17 protein-coding genes and 1 pseudogene are annotated in these 18,134 nt (G+C 56.2%); 6 read left to right on the top strand and 12 right to left on the bottom strand.

Annotation, left to right across the window (positions count from 1 at the left end):
* Positions 1-122: 122 nt before the first annotated feature.
* Positions 123-863: an ABC transporter ATP-binding protein gene (locus PSSD_RS06995; protein WP_058970154.1), complete on the top strand. Its 741-nt coding sequence runs from the start codon at positions 123-125 to the stop codon at positions 861-863.
* Positions 860-2,385 (top strand): annotated as a pseudogene (locus PSSD_RS06990) (serine hydrolase domain-containing protein). The gene PSSD_RS06995 and the pseudogene PSSD_RS06990 overlap by 4 nt, the downstream one beginning before the upstream one ends.
* Before the next feature lie 180 nt (positions 2,386-2,565).
* On the opposite strand, the gene PSSD_RS06985 reads toward PSSD_RS06990, so the two are convergent.
* From PSSD_RS06985 to mntP, 11 genes are all read right to left on the bottom strand, one after another.
* The gene (locus PSSD_RS06985; protein WP_058970152.1) at positions 2,566-3,402 is read right to left on the bottom strand and encodes a fumarylacetoacetate hydrolase family protein; all 837 of its coding nucleotides are present in this window, start codon (positions 3,400-3,402) and stop codon (positions 2,566-2,568) included.
* A gap of 82 nt (positions 3,403-3,484) precedes the next feature.
* Positions 3,485-4,306, bottom strand: coding sequence for a M55 family metallopeptidase (locus PSSD_RS06980; protein ID WP_058970150.1), 822 nt, complete (start codon positions 4,304-4,306; stop codon positions 3,485-3,487).
* A gap of 87 nt (positions 4,307-4,393) precedes the next feature.
* Positions 4,394-5,452, bottom strand: coding sequence for a DmpA family aminopeptidase (locus PSSD_RS06975; protein WP_039333354.1), 1,059 nt, complete (start codon positions 5,450-5,452; stop codon positions 4,394-4,396).
* Positions 5,453-5,454: 2 nt separating this feature from the next.
* Entirely contained in the window at positions 5,455-6,339 is an 885-nt protein-coding gene (locus PSSD_RS06970) for an ABC transporter permease subunit (RefSeq protein ID WP_039333356.1), read from the bottom strand.
* Positions 6,339-7,268 (bottom strand): ABC transporter permease, encoded by a 930-nt coding sequence (locus tag PSSD_RS06965; protein ID WP_039333357.1) that lies wholly within the window; start codon positions 7,266-7,268, stop codon positions 6,339-6,341. The genes PSSD_RS06970 and PSSD_RS06965 overlap by 1 nt, the downstream gene beginning before the upstream one ends.
* A 100-nt stretch (positions 7,269-7,368) precedes the next feature.
* The gene (locus PSSD_RS06960) at positions 7,369-8,910 is read right to left on the bottom strand and encodes a glutathione ABC transporter substrate-binding protein (RefSeq protein ID WP_039333359.1); all 1,542 of its coding nucleotides are present in this window, start codon (positions 8,908-8,910) and stop codon (positions 7,369-7,371) included.
* A 21-nt stretch (positions 8,911-8,931) separates the two neighbouring features.
* Positions 8,932-10,797 (bottom strand): ABC transporter ATP-binding protein, encoded by a 1,866-nt coding sequence (locus tag PSSD_RS06955; protein ID WP_058970148.1) that lies wholly within the window; start codon positions 10,795-10,797, stop codon positions 8,932-8,934.
* Between the two features lie 15 nt (positions 10,798-10,812).
* The gene (gene dgcA, locus PSSD_RS06950) at positions 10,813-11,778 is read right to left on the bottom strand and encodes an N-acetyl-D-Glu racemase DgcA (protein ID WP_058970146.1); all 966 of its coding nucleotides are present in this window, start codon (positions 11,776-11,778) and stop codon (positions 10,813-10,815) included.
* A gap of 1 nt (position 11,779) precedes the next feature.
* Complete coding sequence (gene dgcN, locus PSSD_RS06945; protein ID WP_058970144.1) at positions 11,780-12,787, bottom strand: N-acetyltransferase DgcN; 1,008 nt, start codon at positions 12,785-12,787, stop codon at positions 11,780-11,782.
* A gap of 325 nt (positions 12,788-13,112) precedes the next feature.
* Complete coding sequence (gene azuC / locus PSSD_RS28565; RefSeq protein WP_500812361.1) at positions 13,113-13,190, bottom strand: stress response protein AzuC; 78 nt, start codon at positions 13,188-13,190, stop codon at positions 13,113-13,115.
* A 222-nt stretch (positions 13,191-13,412) separates the two neighbouring features.
* A complete protein-coding gene (gene mntP, locus PSSD_RS06940) occupies positions 13,413-13,985 on the bottom strand; it encodes a manganese efflux pump MntP (RefSeq protein WP_039333367.1) in 573 nt (190 codons plus the stop codon).
* Between the two features lie 283 nt (positions 13,986-14,268).
* Here mntP and PSSD_RS06935 point away from each other — a divergent pair, with 283 nt between their 5' ends.
* The 4 genes from PSSD_RS06935 (at position 14,269) to PSSD_RS06920 (ending at position 17,453) form a co-directional block, all read left to right on the top strand.
* Positions 14,269-14,511: a DUF1158 domain-containing protein gene (locus tag PSSD_RS06935; RefSeq protein WP_039333369.1), complete on the top strand. Its 243-nt coding sequence runs from the start codon at positions 14,269-14,271 to the stop codon at positions 14,509-14,511.
* Positions 14,512-15,043: 532 nt separating this feature from the next.
* Entirely contained in the window at positions 15,044-16,654 is a 1,611-nt protein-coding gene (gene mqo, locus PSSD_RS06930) for a malate dehydrogenase (quinone) (RefSeq protein WP_058970142.1), read from the top strand.
* A gap of 131 nt (positions 16,655-16,785) precedes the next feature.
* On the top strand, positions 16,786-17,091 hold the full coding sequence (locus tag PSSD_RS06925) for a type II toxin-antitoxin system HigB family toxin (protein WP_058970202.1): 306 nt from the start codon (positions 16,786-16,788) through the stop codon (positions 17,089-17,091).
* Positions 17,088-17,453: a helix-turn-helix domain-containing protein gene (locus PSSD_RS06920; protein ID WP_081998112.1), complete on the top strand. Its 366-nt coding sequence runs from the start codon at positions 17,088-17,090 to the stop codon at positions 17,451-17,453. The genes PSSD_RS06925 and PSSD_RS06920 overlap by 4 nt, the downstream gene beginning before the upstream one ends.
* A 40-nt stretch (positions 17,454-17,493) precedes the next feature.
* On the opposite strand, the gene PSSD_RS06915 is transcribed toward PSSD_RS06920, so the two are convergent.
* Positions 17,494-18,081 carry a LysE family translocator gene (locus PSSD_RS06915; RefSeq protein WP_058970140.1) on the bottom strand — a complete coding sequence of 196 codons (588 nt, stop codon included), beginning with the start codon at positions 18,079-18,081 and terminating at the stop codon, positions 17,494-17,496.
* Between the last annotated feature and the right edge of the window lie 53 nt (positions 18,082-18,134).

Genomic DNA, 18,134 nt, shown 5'->3' with positions numbered 1-18,134 from the left:
ATGCCGCCCCTACAAACCCGTAGGGTGCGCATTTATGCGCACTTGGCCAATGACCGCACGGGCCACGATGACGCATTTATGCGCACCGTGATAAAGAACATTCAGAATTAACAGGCAACTCCATGATTCAAATCGATAACCTACGCATTGCCTTTGGTGCGCACCAGGTGGTGAAAGATGTCAGCTTTGCCGTCGCGAACGGCGAAAGCTTTGGCATGGTCGGCGAAAGCGGCTCGGGTAAATCCACCATTTTACGCGCGCTGGCCGGACTGAATGCCGACTGGCAAGGCAGTATGCAGTTTGGCGGCATGCAGCTGAGTGCTAAACGCAGCCGCGCCTTCTATCGCCAGGTGCAGATGGTGTTCCAGGACCCGTTCGGTTCGCTGCATCCGCGTCAAACCATTGATCGCATTCTGCATGAGCCGTTATTGGTGCATCAGCTTGATCGCGCGGAGCAGCGCATCAGCCAGGCATTAAGTGAAGTTGGCCTGCCTGCCGCCGTGCGTTTCCGCTACCCGCATCAACTGTCGGGCGGCCAGCGCCAGCGTGTGGCGATCGCCCGCGCCCTGATCGCCGAGCCAGAAGTACTGCTGCTGGATGAACCGACCTCCGCGCTGGATGTGTCGGTGCAGGCCGAAATCCTCAATTTACTCAGCGATCTACGCTCTGAGCGCAAACTCACCTACATTATGGTGACGCATAACCTCGCGGTGGTGACACATCTGTGTCAGCGCATTGGGGTGATGCAGCAGGGTCAGATGGTGGAGCAACTGAGCGCGGATGATTTGCGCGCGCGGCGCATCCAACATCCGCATACCGCTCAACTCTTCGATCTCAGCATGACGCTGGAGGAACCGGCATGACCGCAAACTGGCAACAGGCCGCAGAGGTGGCACAACAGATTACCCAAAGCTGGCAGCAGCCAGGCGCGCCGGGCGGCGCCATGGTGCTGTTTGATGCCCATCAGATTCACTCCACCCACTGCGCCGGGCTGGCCGATTTAGCCCAGCAAACGCCCTTCAGCGCCGACAGCGTGGTGCGTTTTGCCTCGATCACCAAGCATCTGTTTGCCGCTCTGGTGACCGGGCCAGGCCGTCGCTACATGCAACTGGAAGATACGCTGGCCCAACATCTGCCGCAGCTGACCGGGGCTAACGGCCAGACTACCGTCGGCCAGGCGCTGGATATGAGTAGCGGCTTGCCCGACGTGCGTGAAACCCTGTCGTTGCTGGGATTGTCAGTGTACAACGCCACCAGCGCCGCAGAGTTACTGGAGTTTATCGCGCAGGAAGGCGACCTCAATTACACGACCGGCAGCGAGATTTCATATACCAACACGGGCTATCGCTTGGTGGAGGAAGCGCTCAAAGCCAAAGGCGTGTTGTTCAACGATCTGCTGCAACAGTATGTGTGTGAGCCGCTGGATATCAATTTGTTCGCGCCGGAAACCTGGTTTGATGTCGTGCCGGGGCTGGTGCCGGGATACTGGCAAAACGGCGCACAGTGGCAGCTCGCCAGCGCCGGTTTGCATCTTTCTGCCTCTGGCAGTGTCACGGGCAGCATCCACCATCTGACGCGCTGGCTGCAAAGCCTGCTGGCAGACAACGGCACAGGCGCGGGTGTGCTGCAACGCCTGACCGCACCGCGCAGCCTGAATGATGGCCGCATCAGCGGCTATGGGTTGGGCATCACCAGCACCACGTTGGGCAGCCAGACGCTGTTTGGTCACGGTGGATCGCATGCCGGATATAAAAGTTATTTCCTGCTGCACCCGGAGCTGAAACTGGGTGTGGCGATTGTCGCGAACCGCGAAGATGTCGCGACTTCGGAAAGCGCCCTGCGCGTGATGGCGGCGCTGCTTAATCGCACCCTGCCGGAGAAAGGGCACGATCTCACGCCTGGCCTGTATGTGGCGGAGGACGCCGCCGACTGGCTGGAGATCAACGGCGTCACCGCCACCTGGCTCGGTGCGGGTGAGACCTTGTGGCGTGCCGATGCGCACGGCGATGCGGTCTCACTCTCCAGCACCTTCCCGATGCAGCTACGCCATGCTGGCACAGCGATTGTCGGTGAAATTGGTCATGCTCCACGTCGGTTTGTGCCGGTACAGGCAGACCGTGCCAGCCTTGAGCAAATGCAAGGTAGCTGGTTTGCACAGCCCTGGCGCAGTGAGATGGTGATTGAAGGCAACAAACTCATCATGGGCATCGGCCCGGCGGCGATACGCGCCAGTTTGCAATCGCTGGGTGGGGGCGGGTGTTAGCCACCGCGCAGGATGGGCCGTGGGAGAAGCGGTTTGTGATATCGCGCGAAGGCGAGGCGCTGAGGCTGCAGTTGAATCGCAGCCGCGTGGTGAGATTTTTACAGACAGCTCGCCCAAAATAATTCGAGTTGCAGCACAAAAGTGCCTTACGGCGCTTTTGAACAGCGCTTGCGCTGGCCCGCAGGGTGAGGCCGAAGGCCGAATCACGCGGCAAGTGGGAGAATCCCCAGGAGCTTACATGAGTAAGTGACTGGGGTGAGCACACGCAGCCAACGCAGCTGCGGCTCGAAGTATGACGGGCGTTAAGCAATGTAATGATGTAGACGACCTATCTTCTCTATTTCCACTTCTATCTCATCACCCGGGAACATAAACAGCGGTGGCGTACGCTTTTTACCCACGCCGCCCGGTGAACCGGTGATGATCACATCGCCCGGCGACAGTGGGCTGAACGCAGAGATGTACTCGATGATTTTCGCCACCGGATGCACCATGCTGGCGGTGGTGTCGTTCTGCACTTCGCGCTTATTTAACCAGGTTTTGATCGCCAACTGCTGCGGATCGGGGATCTCATCCGCGGTGGTCATCCACGGACCAAAACCGCCGGTCTGCTGCCAGTTTTTCCCGGCGGTAAACCAGGTGAACTGCATGTCACGCACTGTGGCATCCATAAAGCAGCTGTAACCGGCGACGTACTGCAGGGCATCCGCAGCTTTGACCTGATAAGCTGCTTTACCGATGATCACCGCCAGCTCACCTTCGTAATCGAACTCTTGGGTGGTGGCCGGTTTCAGCAACGGCTGCTCATGCCCCGCCAGTGAATCGGCAAAACGGACAAACAGCGTCGGGGCTTCGATAGTCTCCGCAAACTCTTTGCGTTTGTCAGCGTAGTTCATGCCAACACAGAACACTTTACCAGGATTTTCCACCACTGGCAGGAAGCGGATCGCGCTAAACGGGTAATCAACCGGCTGCGTGCGAAAAGCCTCGAGGTCGCTTAGCGCGCCGCGTTGCAACAAAGATTTCAGGTCTGGGCATTCGCCCCCAAGGCGTAAACCGAGGTCAATGACGCCCTCATTTAAGGCGATTCCGTAACTTTTTCTTTCCTGGTCAATAAGATAAAAACCGCAGAGCTGCATGACTGCCTCGTTGTTATATATAAATTGCGCGCAGGTTACCAAAAGCCAGCAGGAAATGCGGTACGACCTGCAAAGAATATGCCTACGACTGCGTACTGGCCAGATAGGAGAATGCACTGAGCAGGCTGATCAAGGTGCCCATCTGATCGGCACGATACCCAACGGTCACCGCATCGATGCGCGTCACACCGGGAATCAAACTGAATAAATCCGCTAATACCGGTTTGCTGGCCTGTAATTGCATCTCATAGGGTGCCGTCAGGCGTGTGGTGCTGACCTGGCGGGCGCGCTGTACAGCGGCCGTAGCGGCATGGCGAATGGCGTGCTGTGCCGCCTGCGGGCTGATGGATTCGGCGCAGGTATGAGAGATCGCGCGTTTCACGCAGACATAATCCACTGACGGATAGTGCTCCGCTATCCAGCCCTGCAACTGATCATCGCCACTGACTAACCACAGCGGCGTACCCTGCTCGGCAGCGGCAGCGGCATAAATATCGCTTTCCCCCATCACTTTACCGTTGATGTGGATACGCCAGAACGCACGACCATTGATGGTGTGAGCCAGTACGCCGGGTTCACCCGCCGCGCTGTGATAGCCGATAAAAAACAGGCCATCAAACGGCTGCTGCTCAATGCCTTCCACCATCGATAAACCGCGCGGTTTGCCCTGTACCATACGCGCGCGCGGATCGATGTTTTCCGCGCGCAGGTTGGTCATTTGCGCGTGGCTGTCTGCGACCACCACTTCGGTGGCACCGCCCGCAAAGGCACCGTCGATGGCGGCATTCACCTCTTGTTCCATCAGTCCACGCGCCAGCTGGTACTCCGCATGGCCAGGCGAGCACTGCTCCGGACGCATCACGCCCGCAATACCTTCGATATCGGCAGAGATAAAGATTTTCATGAGGTTATGTTAGTTCCGTGCGGTGATGAACAAGGTCGCCATAAATGGCGACCCTACGGGTATCACATGTTTTTGTAGGGGCGGCATTTATGCCGACCGAGATGTCGTCGCCAGTTTATCCAGTACTTCCGTCAATGACGGTCGGTGATGCCCGCGAAAACCGCTGACCGCCTCAGCGCTCAGTAAGGCATCTAACACCGCGTGTTCAGTAGCATCGGCGGCGGCGGCAAGCAGTGGTTCCAGCGCGGCATCTTCCGGCGGCTGTGGCGTGGTTTGGGTGGAAAAGGCCACGGCGATATCGCCGGATCCATGCCCCCAATAGCTGCCCAAACGCCCTAACCCCGCCCCGGCGCGTTTAGCGATACGCTTCAACTGGCGCGCATCCAGCGCGGCATCGGTGGCCATGATAATGATGATGGAACCGGCGTCACGCTGTGGTGTCAGCTCTGGCAACAACGGGGCAATCATCTCGCCAAGGCGCACACCGTCGAGCGTCAGGGCGGTGAGCGCACCAAAATTGGCCAGCACCAGCACGCCGAGCGTGGCATTCAGGGAAGGAATGAGGCGAGATGCGGTACCGATGCCGCCTTTCAGACTGAAGCAGCTCATGCCGCGCCCCGCTCCGACGCTGCCACGCGCGAAATCGGTCTGGGCGGAATCCAGTGCCTGCTGCGCCATGGCTTCGGTCACCGCTAATGCCTGAATATCATTAAGCCAGCCGTCATTGCACTCCAACGCTAACGGGTTCACCGTGGGCAGGCTGCGGCCTAGTTCCGGGTTGCGGCTGATAGCATCGCGCACCAGAGTGGTAAACAGCGTGCCCACCGCCAGCGTGTTGCTCAGTAAGATCGGCGTTTGCAGTACTCCCAACTCTTCCACTTGCACCAGTCCAACCGGCTTGGCGAAACCGTTAAATACCGCCGCACCGCAGGGTAATGGGTTGAGGAACAGGTTGTCGCCGGGCGGCACAATTGCCGTGACGCCAGTTTGCATCTCACCGTTGTCTAAGGTGTGATGGCCGACGCGCACGCCGGGCACATCGCTGATGCGATTGGTCGGGCCACAGGCACTGCGCGGTTGTCCCAGCTGTCGCTCACTGCGCCAGCGTTGCAGCAGCAAGTCGCGCTGCAGTTGTTGAAAATCCATGTTTAGCTCTTCAGTTTAGGATCGAGCGTATCGCGCAGCGCATCACCCAGCAGGTTGAACGCCAGCACGGTAATAAAGATCGCCAGGCCGGGGAAGACACTGACGTGCCATAAGCCCGCCATCATCATGCTGCGGCTCATCGCCAGGATATTCCCCCACTCTGGCACATCGGGTTCTGGACCGAGGCCAATAAAACTCAAGCCCGCTGCCGTCAGAATACTGGTGCCGATGCGCATGGTGAAATAGACAATCACATTGGAGAGCGTACCCGGCAGAATATGGCGCAGCAGAATCACCCGATCTGGCGCGCCCGCACAGCGCACCGCTTCCACGTAGGCCGCTTGTTTTAGTGACAAGGTGGAGGCACGCACAATGCGGGCAAACACCGGGACGCTAAACACCGCCACGGCAATGATCACATTATTCAGTCCCGGACCGAGAATCGCCACCACCGCAATCGCCAGCAGCATGCCCGGGAAAGCGAACAGCACATCAGCACCGCGCATGATGAGCATATCCACCCAGCGGCCGTAATAGCCCGCCAGCAAGCCGAAGAACACACCGACTACCATGCCCAACGTCACCGACAGCACGCCGACATAGAGCGAAATGCGCGCACCATAGATGATGCGGCTTAGCAGGTCGCGTCCCAGTTCATCAGTGCCCATCCAGTGTGCCGAGGACGGCGGTGATGACAGCGCCATCCAGTCCGGTGCCATCGGGTCCCAGGGTGCCAGCCACGGGGCAAAAATCGCCACCAGCACCAGCAACAAGACAAAACCGCCTGACACCAGCGCCAGCGGGTTGCGCACGAAGGCGTGCAGAAAATCGCGCCACGGCGAGCGAATGCTCTGAGGTGATGCGGCAGACAGAGATTGTGTACTCATCACGACTCCTGTCGCAGGCGAATGGCTGGGTTGACCACGGCGTAAAGCAGATCTACCAGCAGGTTAATCACAATAAATTCAAACACGAACAGCATCACCAACGCCTGAATCACTGGTTGATCCTGTGCTTTGATCGACTCGATCAACAGCCAGCCCAATCCCGGCCAGTTGAAGACACTCTCCACCACGATCGATCCACCGAGCAGAAAACCGAACTGTAGACCCAACATGGTGATCACCGGGATCAGTGCGTTACGCATCACGTGTTTCCACGTTACCAGCCGGTTGCGTAGCCCTTTGGCCTTGGCGGTACGCACATAATCTTCCTGTGCCACTTCGAGGAAGGCGGAACGGGTGAAGCGCGCCATCACGGCGGCCACGGAGGAACCGAGAGTGATGGCGGGCAGAATGATGTCACTGGCTTTATTGAAACCACTGACCGAAAACAGACCAAACGGCATGGCGACGAACTGGATCAGCAGTAACCCCAGCCAGAAGGTCGGCATTGAGATGCCGCCCACGGCGACGCTCATTAGCGTCCAGTCCTGCCATTTTCCGCGTTTAAGCGCCGCGAAAACGCCGAGGAACAAGCCGAGGATCACTGACCAGGCAAACCCTGCCAGCGCCAGCCACAGCGTAGGCATAAAGCCCTGTTTGATGACGTCCAGCACCGGCTGTTGGGTGCGATAGGTCACACCAAGATCGCCACGCAGTAATCCACCGATCCAGTTAACGTACTGCTGCGGCAACGGATCGTTGAGGCCCAGATGCTGGCGTGCGGCTTCGACCGCTTCGATTGGCGCATCAGGTCCGGCGTAAATGCGCGCCGGATCGCCCGGCAACAACTTGATAAAGCCGAACACCAGCAGCGAGACCACCAGCAGGACGGGGATCATCTCCAGCAGGCGACGAATGATGTATGCGAACATGCGCTTCCTTTATGGTGAGTGCGGTCGGTATTCAGGTGCGCAAAAATGCGCACCCTACAAAGTAGGGTCGCCATTTATGGCGACCAATACCCGCATCGCCTTACTTAAATGCCGCTTGGGTATAGAGGAAATTGCCATCCGGCAGCATCGACACACCGCTCAGGTTGCTGCGTTTACCCACCAGGTTATCTGGCGTGCCGAGGAAGGCGACAGGTGCATCTTTCCACAACAGTTTCTGCGCTTCGGCATAGGCTGCGCCGCGCTTGGCCGGATCGGCCGTGGCTAAACCACCGGCAATGGCTTTATCCACATCCGGGTTGCTGAAGTAGGACACGTTATACGAGGTTGGCACCCAGGATTCGGTGGCATACAGCGGACGCAGTGCCCAGTCAGCATCGCCGGTCGATGTTGACCAGCCACCGTAGTAGAGGTCAAATTCTGCTTGCTTCGGATCTTTCACGCCCCACAGCTTGGCGTTGCGCGTGCCGGAATCCATTGGCGTCACGGTGGCGCGAATGCCGACAGTCGCCAGCTGCGCTTTCAATACCTGTGCTGCACGCACGCTGGCGGTGGCATTGGTGGTCCAGAGTTTAAGATCCAGCCCGTTCGGGTATCCCGCCTCTTTCAACAGTGCTTTGGCTTGGTCCACGGAATAGCGGTAGTTTGGCTCAGTCTGCTTCTGGTAGAACTGCACCCCCTCTGGCATGGCAGAGGTAGCCGCTTTACCCATACCGGCGAACGCCACTTTCAGCCACAGATCGCGGTCGATGGCGTAGTTAATCGCCTGGCGCACTCGCACGTCGGCCAGCGGTTTATGCTGGGTGTTGATCGCCATGTAATAGAGATAAATGCTTGGATCACGTTGGATCGCTAATTTGCTGTCGCTCTGTACAGTGGCGATCAGATCCGATGGCAGTGGCCAGATCGCATCGACCTGTCCTGATTTCAGTGCCGCTACGCGCGTTGCGTCTTCTGGGCTGGGAGAGAAGGTCACTTTATCCACCTTCGGCCAACCTTTCTGCCAGTAGCCATCATACTTCACCAGTGAAACCGCTTTGCCTGGCTGCCACTCGACAAACTTGAACGGCCCGGTGCCGACCGGGTGTAAACGCAGCTGAGCTTCTTCTGGATACTGCTTGAGGATCGCCGGGCTCCACATCACCGCAGACGGGTGCGCCAGGGTGTTGATGAAGGCACCAAAGGATTGGTTAAGATCGATTTTCACCTGATCCGGTGCCAGCACCGTGACCTTGGCAATCATCTTGTACAGGCTATTACGCTTCAGCCCTTTGGTTTGATCGGCCAGGCGTTCAAGGTTGGCTTTTACCGCCTCGGCATCAAAAGGCGTGCCGTCCTGGAAGGTGACGCCTTTACGCAGCGTCAGGGTAAATTCGGTGGCGGTGTCATTGCTGGTGTAACTGGTCGCCAGCCAGGGTTGCAGCTTCATCTTGGCATCAAACTGGAACAGACGTTCAAAGATACCGCTCTGTACGGAGTAGCTGACGTTGTCCGAGGTATCATGCGGGTCCAGCCCGGTGATATCTGCATACATTGAGATGCGCAGATCCTGCGCCTGCGCGGCAGCAGCCAGCGCGAGGGTCAATCCAACAGCCAGTGAAGCACGGCGAAAATTCGATTTCATGAAATCTCCTGGTATTGAGCGTTAGCGCGATGCAATGTCGTCAGCGACCCAGTGTTGCGGCGCAACCTGGCGATAACGGGGTTTTGTGACCGTTTCGCCCACTTTGCGCAGCGGCGAGGGGATCTCGCTGTCTTCGAAAATGCGGGGTTGACGGTTCTGTGGATCGGCCACCGGCACCGAGGCCAGCAGACGTTGGGTATAAGGATGTTGCGGTTGGTTAAATACCGACTGACGTGGCCCCAGTTCAACAATCTGGCCGAGGTACATCACCGCCACGCGATTAGCGATGCGTTCCACCACCGCCATATCATGCGAGATGAAAATCCATGCCACACCGGTTTGCTGTTGCAGGTCCATCATCAGATTCACCACCTGCGCCTGCACCGACACATCCAGTGCGGACACCGCTTCATCGGCAATGATGACTTTGGGTTTCAACGCCATGGCACGCGCGATGGCGATGCGCTGACGCTGGCCACCAGAGAACTCATGCGGGTAACGCTGGGCATGTTCCGGTAACAGACCGACGCTTTTCAGCAAGGCATTCACCTGCGGCGTGGCTTCCTCCAGCGACTTCACCAAACCGTGCAGCAACAGGGGCTCCGCAATGGTGAACCCAACGGTGAGTCGTGGATTGAGTGAGGCATACGGGTCCTGAAACACCATCTGGATTTCACGACGCAGCGGCTGGAACTGCGCCTCTTTGAGATCGGCGATTTCACTGCCCTGAAAATGGATGCTGTCGGCATGGCTGTTGATCAGACGCATCAGCGCGCGGCCCGTGGTGGATTTGCCACAGCCGCTCTCGCCGACAATCGCTAAGGTTTCCCCCGGCCATAAGCTGAAGTCGATCTGCTCGACCGCGTGCACCTGATGCGTCAGCGCGGAGAAGATTCCGCTGCGGATCGGGTAATAGACTTTCAGGCCACGCACATCCAGCAGTGGGGTTTCGTCATAACGGGCGGTGCGCTGTTCCGCGTTATGGCTGTGTGGCGCACCCAGCAATGGGAAACGCTGCGGCCAGCTGTGCTCACGCATATCGCCGAGCTTGGGCACCGCCGCGAGCAGGGCTTGGGTGTAAGGATGTTGAGCGGCGTTGAAAATCTCATCGACCGTACCCTCCTCAACCACTTCACCGCGCAGCATCACCACCACACGGTCGGCGATTTCCGCCACCACGCCCATGTCATGGGTAATAAACAGTACCGCCATCTGCTTTTCACGTTGCAGATCGCGCAGGATGTGAAGAATGCGCGCCTGAACCGTTACGTCCAGCGCGGTGGTCGGTTCATCGGCAATTAACAACTGGGGATCGCAGGCCAATGCCTGCGCGATCATCACGCGTTGACGCATGCCACCCGACAGCGAATGCGGGTAGCTTTTCATGATGCGATCGACATCAGCAATACGCACCTGACGCAGCAGTTCACGCGCACGTGCATCCGCCGTGGGCTTATCACACAGCTGGTGATCGCGCAGCGCTTCCGTGAGCTGATCGCCTACCCGCAATACCGGGTTGAGCGAGGTCATCGGCTCCTGAAAAATCATCGCCATCTCACGGCCGCGTAACGCACGGCGCTGTGTTTCATCCAGCTTCTCCAGGGCATGCGCTTTGCCTTGGCGATCGCGGAACTGCATGCTGCCGCGATCGATGCGCCCCGATGCTGCCAGTAAGCCCATCACCGCCAGCGACGTGACCGATTTTCCTGAGCCGCTTTCGCCCACCACGGCGACAATTTCGCCCGGATGAATCGCAAAACTGATGCCTTTGAGAGCCTGGTTTTCGCCGCTGCGGCCGCGAAACGAGACGCTGAGATCCTGAATCGCGAGGACCGGCGCGGAACCGGCAACGCTGGCGGCGTTGGGAGTAAGTAAAGTGTCCGTCATCGTTGCCTCGTGCGGTTACAGCCGGATCCGGCCTTGAGCGTAGGTAAGGAAAGGTGAGCTATCGGCGGCCAGCCAAATCGGGCCATCCAGATCGACATGCTCGGCGGCAATCGACACCGGCAGCGCGGCTTCCATCGCCAGTGAAGAGCCCAACATGCAGCCCACCATCAAACGCATATCCAGCTTCTGTGCTTCTTCGACCATCGCCAAGGCTTCGGTCAGACCGCCACATTTATCCAGCTTGATGTTGATCATCTCGTAGCGATTGCGCAGCTGCGCGATATCTTCACGGGTGTGGCAGCTTTCATCGGCACACACCGGAATGGGATGGGGAAAACGTTGCAGGTCCTGATCCTGACCGGCAGGCAGTGGCTGTTCGACCATGGCGATGTTGTAGGCTTGCAAAGCGGTGAGCAGGCTGTGCAGATCCACACCTGACCAGGCTTCGTTGGCGTCAATGATCAGCGTGGCACGCGGTGCAACGGCGCGAATCGCCGCAACCTTTTCCAGAATCTCATCGCGATTCAGTTTAATTTTCAGCAGGATGGCACCACGTGAAACCGCATCCGCCGCCGCCGCGGCCATGTTTTCAACCGAATCGAGGCTTAAGGTTTCAGCGGTAATCACCGAAGGCGGAGCAACCCGCTCACACTGTTGCCACAGCGTCTGTTTGGCGAGTGCTGCATCCAGACGCCACAGCGCGCAGTCCAGCGCATTCCGCGCTGAACCCGCAGAGATACGACGTTGCAGATCGAGACGGCTTAAGCCTGCTTCGACATCCTCGCGCAGCGTTTCCAGTTCGGCCTGCACGCTGTCTGTCGTTTCATCGTAGCGCGGCGTCGGTGTGCATTCGCCACGACCAATAAAACCGTTTTGCTCCAGCGTGACGCGGATGACGGTTACAGCCGTGCGTGTGCCACGTGAGATCGCAAAGGGACGCGCCAGCGGCAGCTCAAGCACTTCAATCTGCATGCGCCGCATATTAGCCACGCTCCTGCAGCAATGCCGCGATATCTGCAATACCAAAACGCACTGGGTCGGTTGCTGGCACGCCGAATTCGGCACTGACTTCTGCGCAGAAGGCGCGCGCTTCCGCTTCGCTGTAGTTGGAGGTGTTGATGGCGAAACCGGCCAGTTGCACATTGTCGCTGGTGACATGAGCGGCGCGCAGGTTGGCTTCAACACAATCTGTCAGGCTGACCATCGGCTGATGCGGCAAATGACGCATATGTGGACGGCCCATCTCATGACACATCACCAGCCAGTGCGGCTGCGCACCATGGATCAGACCCATGCTGACGCCCGCATAAGAAGGATGGAACAGGGAACCCTGACCTTCCACGATATCCCAGTGGTCGGCGTCATTAGCCGGTGACAGCGCTTCAACCGCACCGGCGATGAAGTCGGCAATCACCGCATCAATCGCAATCCCTTCACCCGCCACCAAAATGCCGGTTTGGCCGGTGGCACGGAAATCGGCTTTCATGCCGCGCTCACGCATCGCGGCTTCAAGTGCCAGTGATGTGTACATTTTTCCCACCGAGCAGTCGGTGCCAACAGTAAGCACTCGCTTACCTGTACGCTTTTTACCGCTGCCGACATTCAGTTTTGGACGCATATGGCGCAGGTCGAACAGTTCCACACCAAACTCTTGCGCTAACGCCACCAGCTCCGGCTCATCCACCAGACGATGATGCAGACCGCTGGCCACGTTCATACCGGCTTTGATGGCACCTTTTACGGTTTCAAGCCAGTGCTCAGGCAGATAGCCACCGGCATTAGCGGTACCCAGTACCAGGGTTTTTGCCCCACGCTCTTTTGCCGTTGCAATATCGAGCACGTCCAGACCCAGGCTGACAGTACAGCCCGGCAGTTTAATTTCGCCCACGCACTGCTCCGGTCGCCAGACATGAATGCCGCGCGCAGTTTTAGCAGCCAGTGGATCGGTGACATCGCCAAGGAACAGTAAATAGGGTTGAGGGATCAGCATGATGTTTCTCGTTTCAGACGGGTTAGAGGGCCTGAATCGACTATTCCATGCGGAGAAAAAGGTGACGAATGCTTGTTTGGTGGCGGGGTATAACGTCAGGCTATAGCCAGATCAAAAACTGATGGTGCCAGTGCTGAATGAGGGTTTAGAACAGGATTTGTTGAGTGTTAAGCGTGGAGAGATAAGAAAATCATAGGGCCATTCACTGGTGCAATACCCTAAATAATTCGAATCGCAACAAGGAAGGGATTATATCGCAGTGGCGGCCTTCAGGCCGCCAGCGGGCGCACCAAGGCGCGCCCCTACATCTAACATTGACGGGTAATTAGTTAAGTGCTCCGGGCGGCACGTGTTTGAATGTATTTACATAAGTGCGGAACACGTAGCGGAAAAAGCGTTTCATGATTACCTGTCTCAAAAATTGTTGAAGAAATATGCGAAAAGTATAACTAACGCGCATTTTTCACGCAAATATTTTTGAACCAGATCACAAAAATGGGGATTCAATACCCTAAATAATTCGAACTGCAGCAAGTGGGTAAATCTCCAGAAGCTTACATCAGTAAGTGACTGGGGTGAGCACGCGCAGCCAACGCAGCTGCGGTTCGAAGTATAACGGGTATAGTTAGCTGAACAGATTCAGATGCTCAATGAGAATGGTACAACCGATACTAATTAACACCACGCCGCCCAACACTTCTGCCCACTTGCCCATCACCGGACCAATGAAACGTCCCACCATCACGCCGGTGGTCGCCATAATAGTGGTGGCGGCACCAATGGTGACTGCCGTCAAAATAATGTTCACCTGCAGGAAGGCAAGGCCTACGCCCACCGCCAACGCATCGAGACTGGTTGCTACCGCTGTCAGTGCCAGCACCATAAAGCCATGACGCTGTGGCGCCTCGCACGGCTCATCCGCCGTCTGACGAAAACCTTCCATCATCATACGGCCGCCGAGTACGGTTAACAGGCCAAATGCCACCCAGTGATCCCAAGCCATAATGTAGCGGCTGGCAGCCAGACCAATGGCCCAGCCAATCAGCGGTGTCAGCATTTCAATGACACCAAAAATTAAGCCCGTGCGTAGCGCTTCTTTGAAATTCGGGCGATGCAAGGATGCGCCTTTGCCCAGTGCTGCGGCGAAGGCGTCCATTGACATACCAAAGGCCAGAATCAGAGTTGCGATAAATGTCATGGGTTTTCAATCAATGCCGCGGAAAAAGCGTTCAAACAGGCAATTTTCCGCATCTATTGTTCAGTAATAAAAAAGTGCGCGCAGTCTAGCACGCAAAAAAGCCAAAAAAAAGACAGTAAAATCATGGATTTAAGTATAGCAAAGGCTATAACTCTTAACTTGCGCTATTTATATCGCTAAGTGAATGGAATTGAAGAAAATTCTGAGGCTTGAGCGGCACGGGGATTGCACCCTAACGCCCTTTTGTGCGCTAATGCCCGCGCTTATTGATAGGAAAACTGCGATGAAAAACCCGTTTGAAACGTTAATCATCCCTGGTGGTATTTTGCTGCTGGGCTTTCTCTCTGCCCTGCTGTTGCCAGCACCTCAGTTTGGCGTCACGCTGGCCAGGCAACTGCAGGAGAATTTACATTTGCAGGATGTAAATCAGCTTTACACCATCGTCTTCTGCCTGTGGTTCCTGATCCTCGGCGCGATTGAATTTTTCGTCATCCGTTTCGCCTGGCGCCTCTGGTCCAAGGCATGATGTTATCCGCTGCGTGATGCATTTTTCTTCTGACCAAAGCAGAACGCGGCAGATAATTTAAGATCCACAGGAATGTAACATTATTTTTACAGAGCCTGGCGAAACATTGCGCAACAGAAAAACCGCATAAAAAATCAATTTCACATTAAATCAATTTAATCATAATGTTAAGTTGTGATCCAGCTCACTAAGCAATCATTCCCCTGCCTTTCACCCTCACAATATTGCAACAACTGCGTTACCATAACTCTCTGATTAAGGGATAAAAATCCCTTATACCAGCGGGGTTGAGCTGATTAATTCTTATGCTGAATCATTTCCGCCTTTAAAAAATAAACAAACGTTTAATTCCGATACGAGAATGTTATATTCAAATGCATATGCATAACGTGCAGTTAACCGTTATCGTCCCCATGACTTAAACCTGAGTCTTAACCTTTGAGAAACAGCGCGACGCGCTCGAAAGAAGCGTGGCTGTTTCGCCTGCGAACCTGTTGAGCTTCAGGTCAACAGAGAGAGGAGATGTCGCCTCATGAGCAACACTGCGGTAAACCTGGCGCTAGCCGCCGCTGGCATGGATAGCGCAAAACTTCAGGAACGAAAAGACGTTGACGTTCTGCTGATTGGTGCAGGCGTAATGAGTGCGACCTTAGGCACATGGCTGCAGGATCTGGAGCCAGACTGGTCGATTGAAATGGTGGAACGCCTCGATGATGTCGCGGTGGAGTCCTCCAACGGCTGGAATAATGCCGGTACCGGTCACGCTGCGCTGGCCGAGCTGAACTATACGCCACAGAAGGCGGATGGCAGCATCGACATTGCCAAAGCGGTGGCGATCAACGAATCCTTCCAGATTTCCCGTCAGTTTTGGGCGTACCACGTTCAGAAGGGCAACCTGCGCAACCCTAAAAGCTTTATTCACAGCACGCCGCATATGAGCTTTGTCTGGGGCGACGATAACGTTGAATTCCTGCGCAAACGTTTCCAGGCACTGCAGAAAAGTACCCTGTTCCGTGGCATGCATTATTCTGAAGACCGCGAACAGATCACCCAGTGGATCCCACTGGTGATGAATGGACGCGATAGCAAGCAGAAAGTGGCCGCCACCTGGACCGACATGGGTACTGACGTGAACTTCGGTGAAGTCACGCGCCAACTGATTGCTTCTTTAGAGAAGAAACCTAATTTCCGCCTGCGTCTGCGCCAGGAAGTGCGTGATATCAAGCGCCTGAGTGATGGTCGTTGGCAGGTCAGCCTGCATAATCTGACCAGCGGTGAAAATCGCGTACTGATCACCCGCCAGCTGTTTATCGGTGCTGGCGGCGCAGCGCTGCCACTGCTGCAGAAATCCGGCATTCCAGAAGTGAAAGGCTACGCCGGTTTCCCGGTGGGCGGCTCTTTCCTGGTGACCGAAAACCCAGACGTGGTGCAACAGCACATGGCGAAGGTGTACGGTAAAGCCAGCGTTGGTGCACCGCCGATGTCCGTGCCACACGTGGATACCCGCGTGCTGGATGGCAAACAGGTGCTGCTGTTTGGCCCGTTCGCCACCTTCTCGACTAAATTCCTGAAGCAAGGCTCGCTGCTGGATATGTTTGGTGCCATGAACACCAGTAACCTGCTGCCGATGGTACAGGTCGGGCTGAAAAGTTTCGATCTGGTGAAATACTTGGTCGATCAGGTATTGCAGAGCGAAGACGATCGTATGGAAGCCCTGCGTGCTTACGTACCACAAGCGAAGCAGGAAGACTGGCGTCTGGTAACGGCTGGCCAGCGCGTGCAGATCATCAAGAATGATGAGAAAGAGGGCGGCGTGTTGCGCCTTGGCACCGAAGTGGTGACCTCGCAAGATGGCTCGATTTCTGCGTTGCTGGGTGCCTCGCCAGGTGCTTCAACCGCTGCGCCAATCATGCTGGAGCTGATGGCGAAAGCCTTCCCAGAGCAGATGCGTTCGCCTGAGTGGCAGACCAAAATCCGTGCGGTGATCCCAACCTGGGGCCGCAAGATGAATGGTGATGTGGCGCTGACCGAGAAGATTCTGGCGGAAACCAGCCGCGTACTGCAACTCGATTACGCGCCTGCGGTCACCCCAGACGCGGCGAACGACGAAGCGCGCGAAACCGCTCACGTGGTGGGGAAGTAACCCGGCAATCTTGATTGCCAGATAATGTTGATAAGGCCGCGCAAGCGGCCTTTTTTATGTTCTTTGCGAGAATTGTCCCAAATTGGGATTTAGATTTGCTATAGTCCCAATGCGGGACTAAGATGCGCGAGATGAGAATCATATCGGTAAGGTCACTCAGGGAGTTCATGACGGCGAACCCCGACTCAGCTCAGCCGTTGAGAGCCTGGATTGATGAAGCGCAAAAGGCCAACTGGTCAAATCCGGCAGACATCAAGGATCAATACCGCAGTGCCAGCATTCTTAAAGGCAGCCGCGTGGTATTCAACATTAAGGGAAATGATTATCGACTGGTTGCGGCCATCGCCTACCCGCAAAAGCTGATGTTTATAAAATTTATCGGCACACACCGGGAATACGATGCCATTGACGCAAATACAGTGGAGCAACGTAAATGACACTGACCATTAAACCTATCCACACCGAACTGGATTACGAAGCGGCTCTTGAGGCAATCTCCCCGCTCTTTGATGATGTCCCTGCGCTGGGTACGCCTGAGAGCGATTATATGATTGTGATGAGTATGCTGATTGAGGCGTGGGAAAAAGAACATTATCCCATTGAAGCTGCTGACCCCATTGAGGCGATAAAATTCCGCATGGAGCAGCAAGGCTTAACGGCAAAAGATCTGGAGCCTGCTATTGGTCGCCGTAATCGCGTTTATGAGGTGTTAAACGGTAAACGCTCTTTGTCCCTGGAGATGATCCGTAATCTCCATAAGCAGTTTGGCATCCCTTTGGAGAGCCTGGTGGGACTTTGAAACCACACTTTGCCAGGTGCGCATATCTGCGCACCTCGATTTAACTCAGCAACACCGCGTCATACAACATCCATCCGGTTGTCGCGACCAGCGACAGCGCCATCAGGCTATTAAATGCCTGGCGTTTCCACGACACCTGTAAATGCGTGCGCAGACGATCGCCCAACGCGGCCCAGATCAGGATGCAGGGCAAGTTCAGCGCGGCGAATCCCAGTAGAACCGTTATCACGCCATTGCCGTTGGCATACATCAATGCCACGTTGGTCACCATTAACCAAGCCTTCGGATTCACCGCCTGAAAACAGATGCCGCCCACCAGCGTCATTGGGCGAGGGCGTTCACGCGCTTCTGGGGCAGCGGCGCGGAAGATTTTCCATGAAAGCCACAGTAAATAACTGCACCCCACTACCGTGAGTGGCAACCGAATCGATGCCATCCAGTGCAGCAGCAGGTCCAACGCCATGCTCGCCAGTAACATCTGTACTGCACATCCCAGCAGAATGCCGAACAGCATGGGCAGAGTGCGCTTAAAGCCAAAATTTACGCCCGACGTGGCCAGCAACAAGTTGTTCGGACCTGGCGTGATCGACATGACGGTGACGTAGCTAAAGAAAGAGGGGTCGAGCATGGTGCGTTCCTTGATGGTCCAGAGTTAACACCATGCTAATGTGTGCAGCGCGA

Source organism: Type-D symbiont of Plautia stali (assembly GCF_001485335.1).
Taxonomy (GTDB): Bacteria; Pseudomonadota; Gammaproteobacteria; order Enterobacterales; family Enterobacteriaceae; genus Pantoea; species Pantoea vagans_C.
Note: the sequence above shows the minus strand (reverse complement) of the source record. Positions and strands in the feature narration are given on the sequence as shown.

Bases quoted from the DNA above. Each gene is read 5' to 3' on its own strand.
- PSSD_RS06975 (WP_039333354.1), bottom strand. From the start codon at position 5,452: ATGGATTTTCAACAACTGCAGCGCGACTTGCTGCTGCAACGCTGGCGC.
- mntP (WP_039333367.1), bottom strand. From the start codon at position 13,985: ATGACATTTATCGCAACTCTGATTCTGGCCTTTGGTATGTCAATGGAC.
- PSSD_RS06985 (WP_058970152.1), bottom strand. From the start codon at position 3,402: ATGCAGCTCTGCGGTTTTTATCTTATTGACCAGGAAAGAAAAAGTTAC.
- PSSD_RS06920 (WP_081998112.1), top strand. From the start codon at position 17,088: ATGACACTGACCATTAAACCTATCCACACCGAACTGGATTACGAAGCG.
- PSSD_RS06955 (WP_058970148.1), bottom strand. From the start codon at position 10,797: ATGACGGACACTTTACTTACTCCCAACGCCGCCAGCGTTGCCGGTTCC.
- dgcN (WP_058970144.1), bottom strand. From the start codon at position 12,787: ATGCTGATCCCTCAACCCTATTTACTGTTCCTTGGCGATGTCACCGAT.
- PSSD_RS06995 (WP_058970154.1), top strand. From the start codon at position 123: ATGATTCAAATCGATAACCTACGCATTGCCTTTGGTGCGCACCAGGTG.
- PSSD_RS06935 (WP_039333369.1), top strand. From the start codon at position 14,269: ATGAAAAACCCGTTTGAAACGTTAATCATCCCTGGTGGTATTTTGCTG.
- azuC (WP_500812361.1), bottom strand. From the start codon at position 13,190: ATGAAACGCTTTTTCCGCTACGTGTTCCGCACTTATGTAAATACATTC.
- mqo (WP_058970142.1), top strand. From the start codon at position 15,044: ATGAGCAACACTGCGGTAAACCTGGCGCTAGCCGCCGCTGGCATGGAT.
- PSSD_RS06980 (WP_058970150.1), bottom strand. From the start codon at position 4,306: ATGAAAATCTTTATCTCTGCCGATATCGAAGGTATTGCGGGCGTGATG.
- PSSD_RS06965 (WP_039333357.1), bottom strand. From the start codon at position 7,268: ATGTTCGCATACATCATTCGTCGCCTGCTGGAGATGATCCCCGTCCTG.
- dgcA (WP_058970146.1), bottom strand. From the start codon at position 11,778: ATGCGGCGCATGCAGATTGAAGTGCTTGAGCTGCCGCTGGCGCGTCCC.
- PSSD_RS06970 (WP_039333356.1), bottom strand. From the start codon at position 6,339: ATGAGTACACAATCTCTGTCTGCCGCATCACCTCAGAGCATTCGCTCG.
- PSSD_RS06915 (WP_058970140.1), bottom strand. From the start codon at position 18,081: ATGCTCGACCCCTCTTTCTTTAGCTACGTCACCGTCATGTCGATCACG.
- PSSD_RS06960 (WP_039333359.1), bottom strand. From the start codon at position 8,910: ATGAAATCGAATTTTCGCCGTGCTTCACTGGCTGTTGGATTGACCCTC.
- PSSD_RS06925 (WP_058970202.1), top strand. From the start codon at position 16,786: ATGAGAATCATATCGGTAAGGTCACTCAGGGAGTTCATGACGGCGAAC.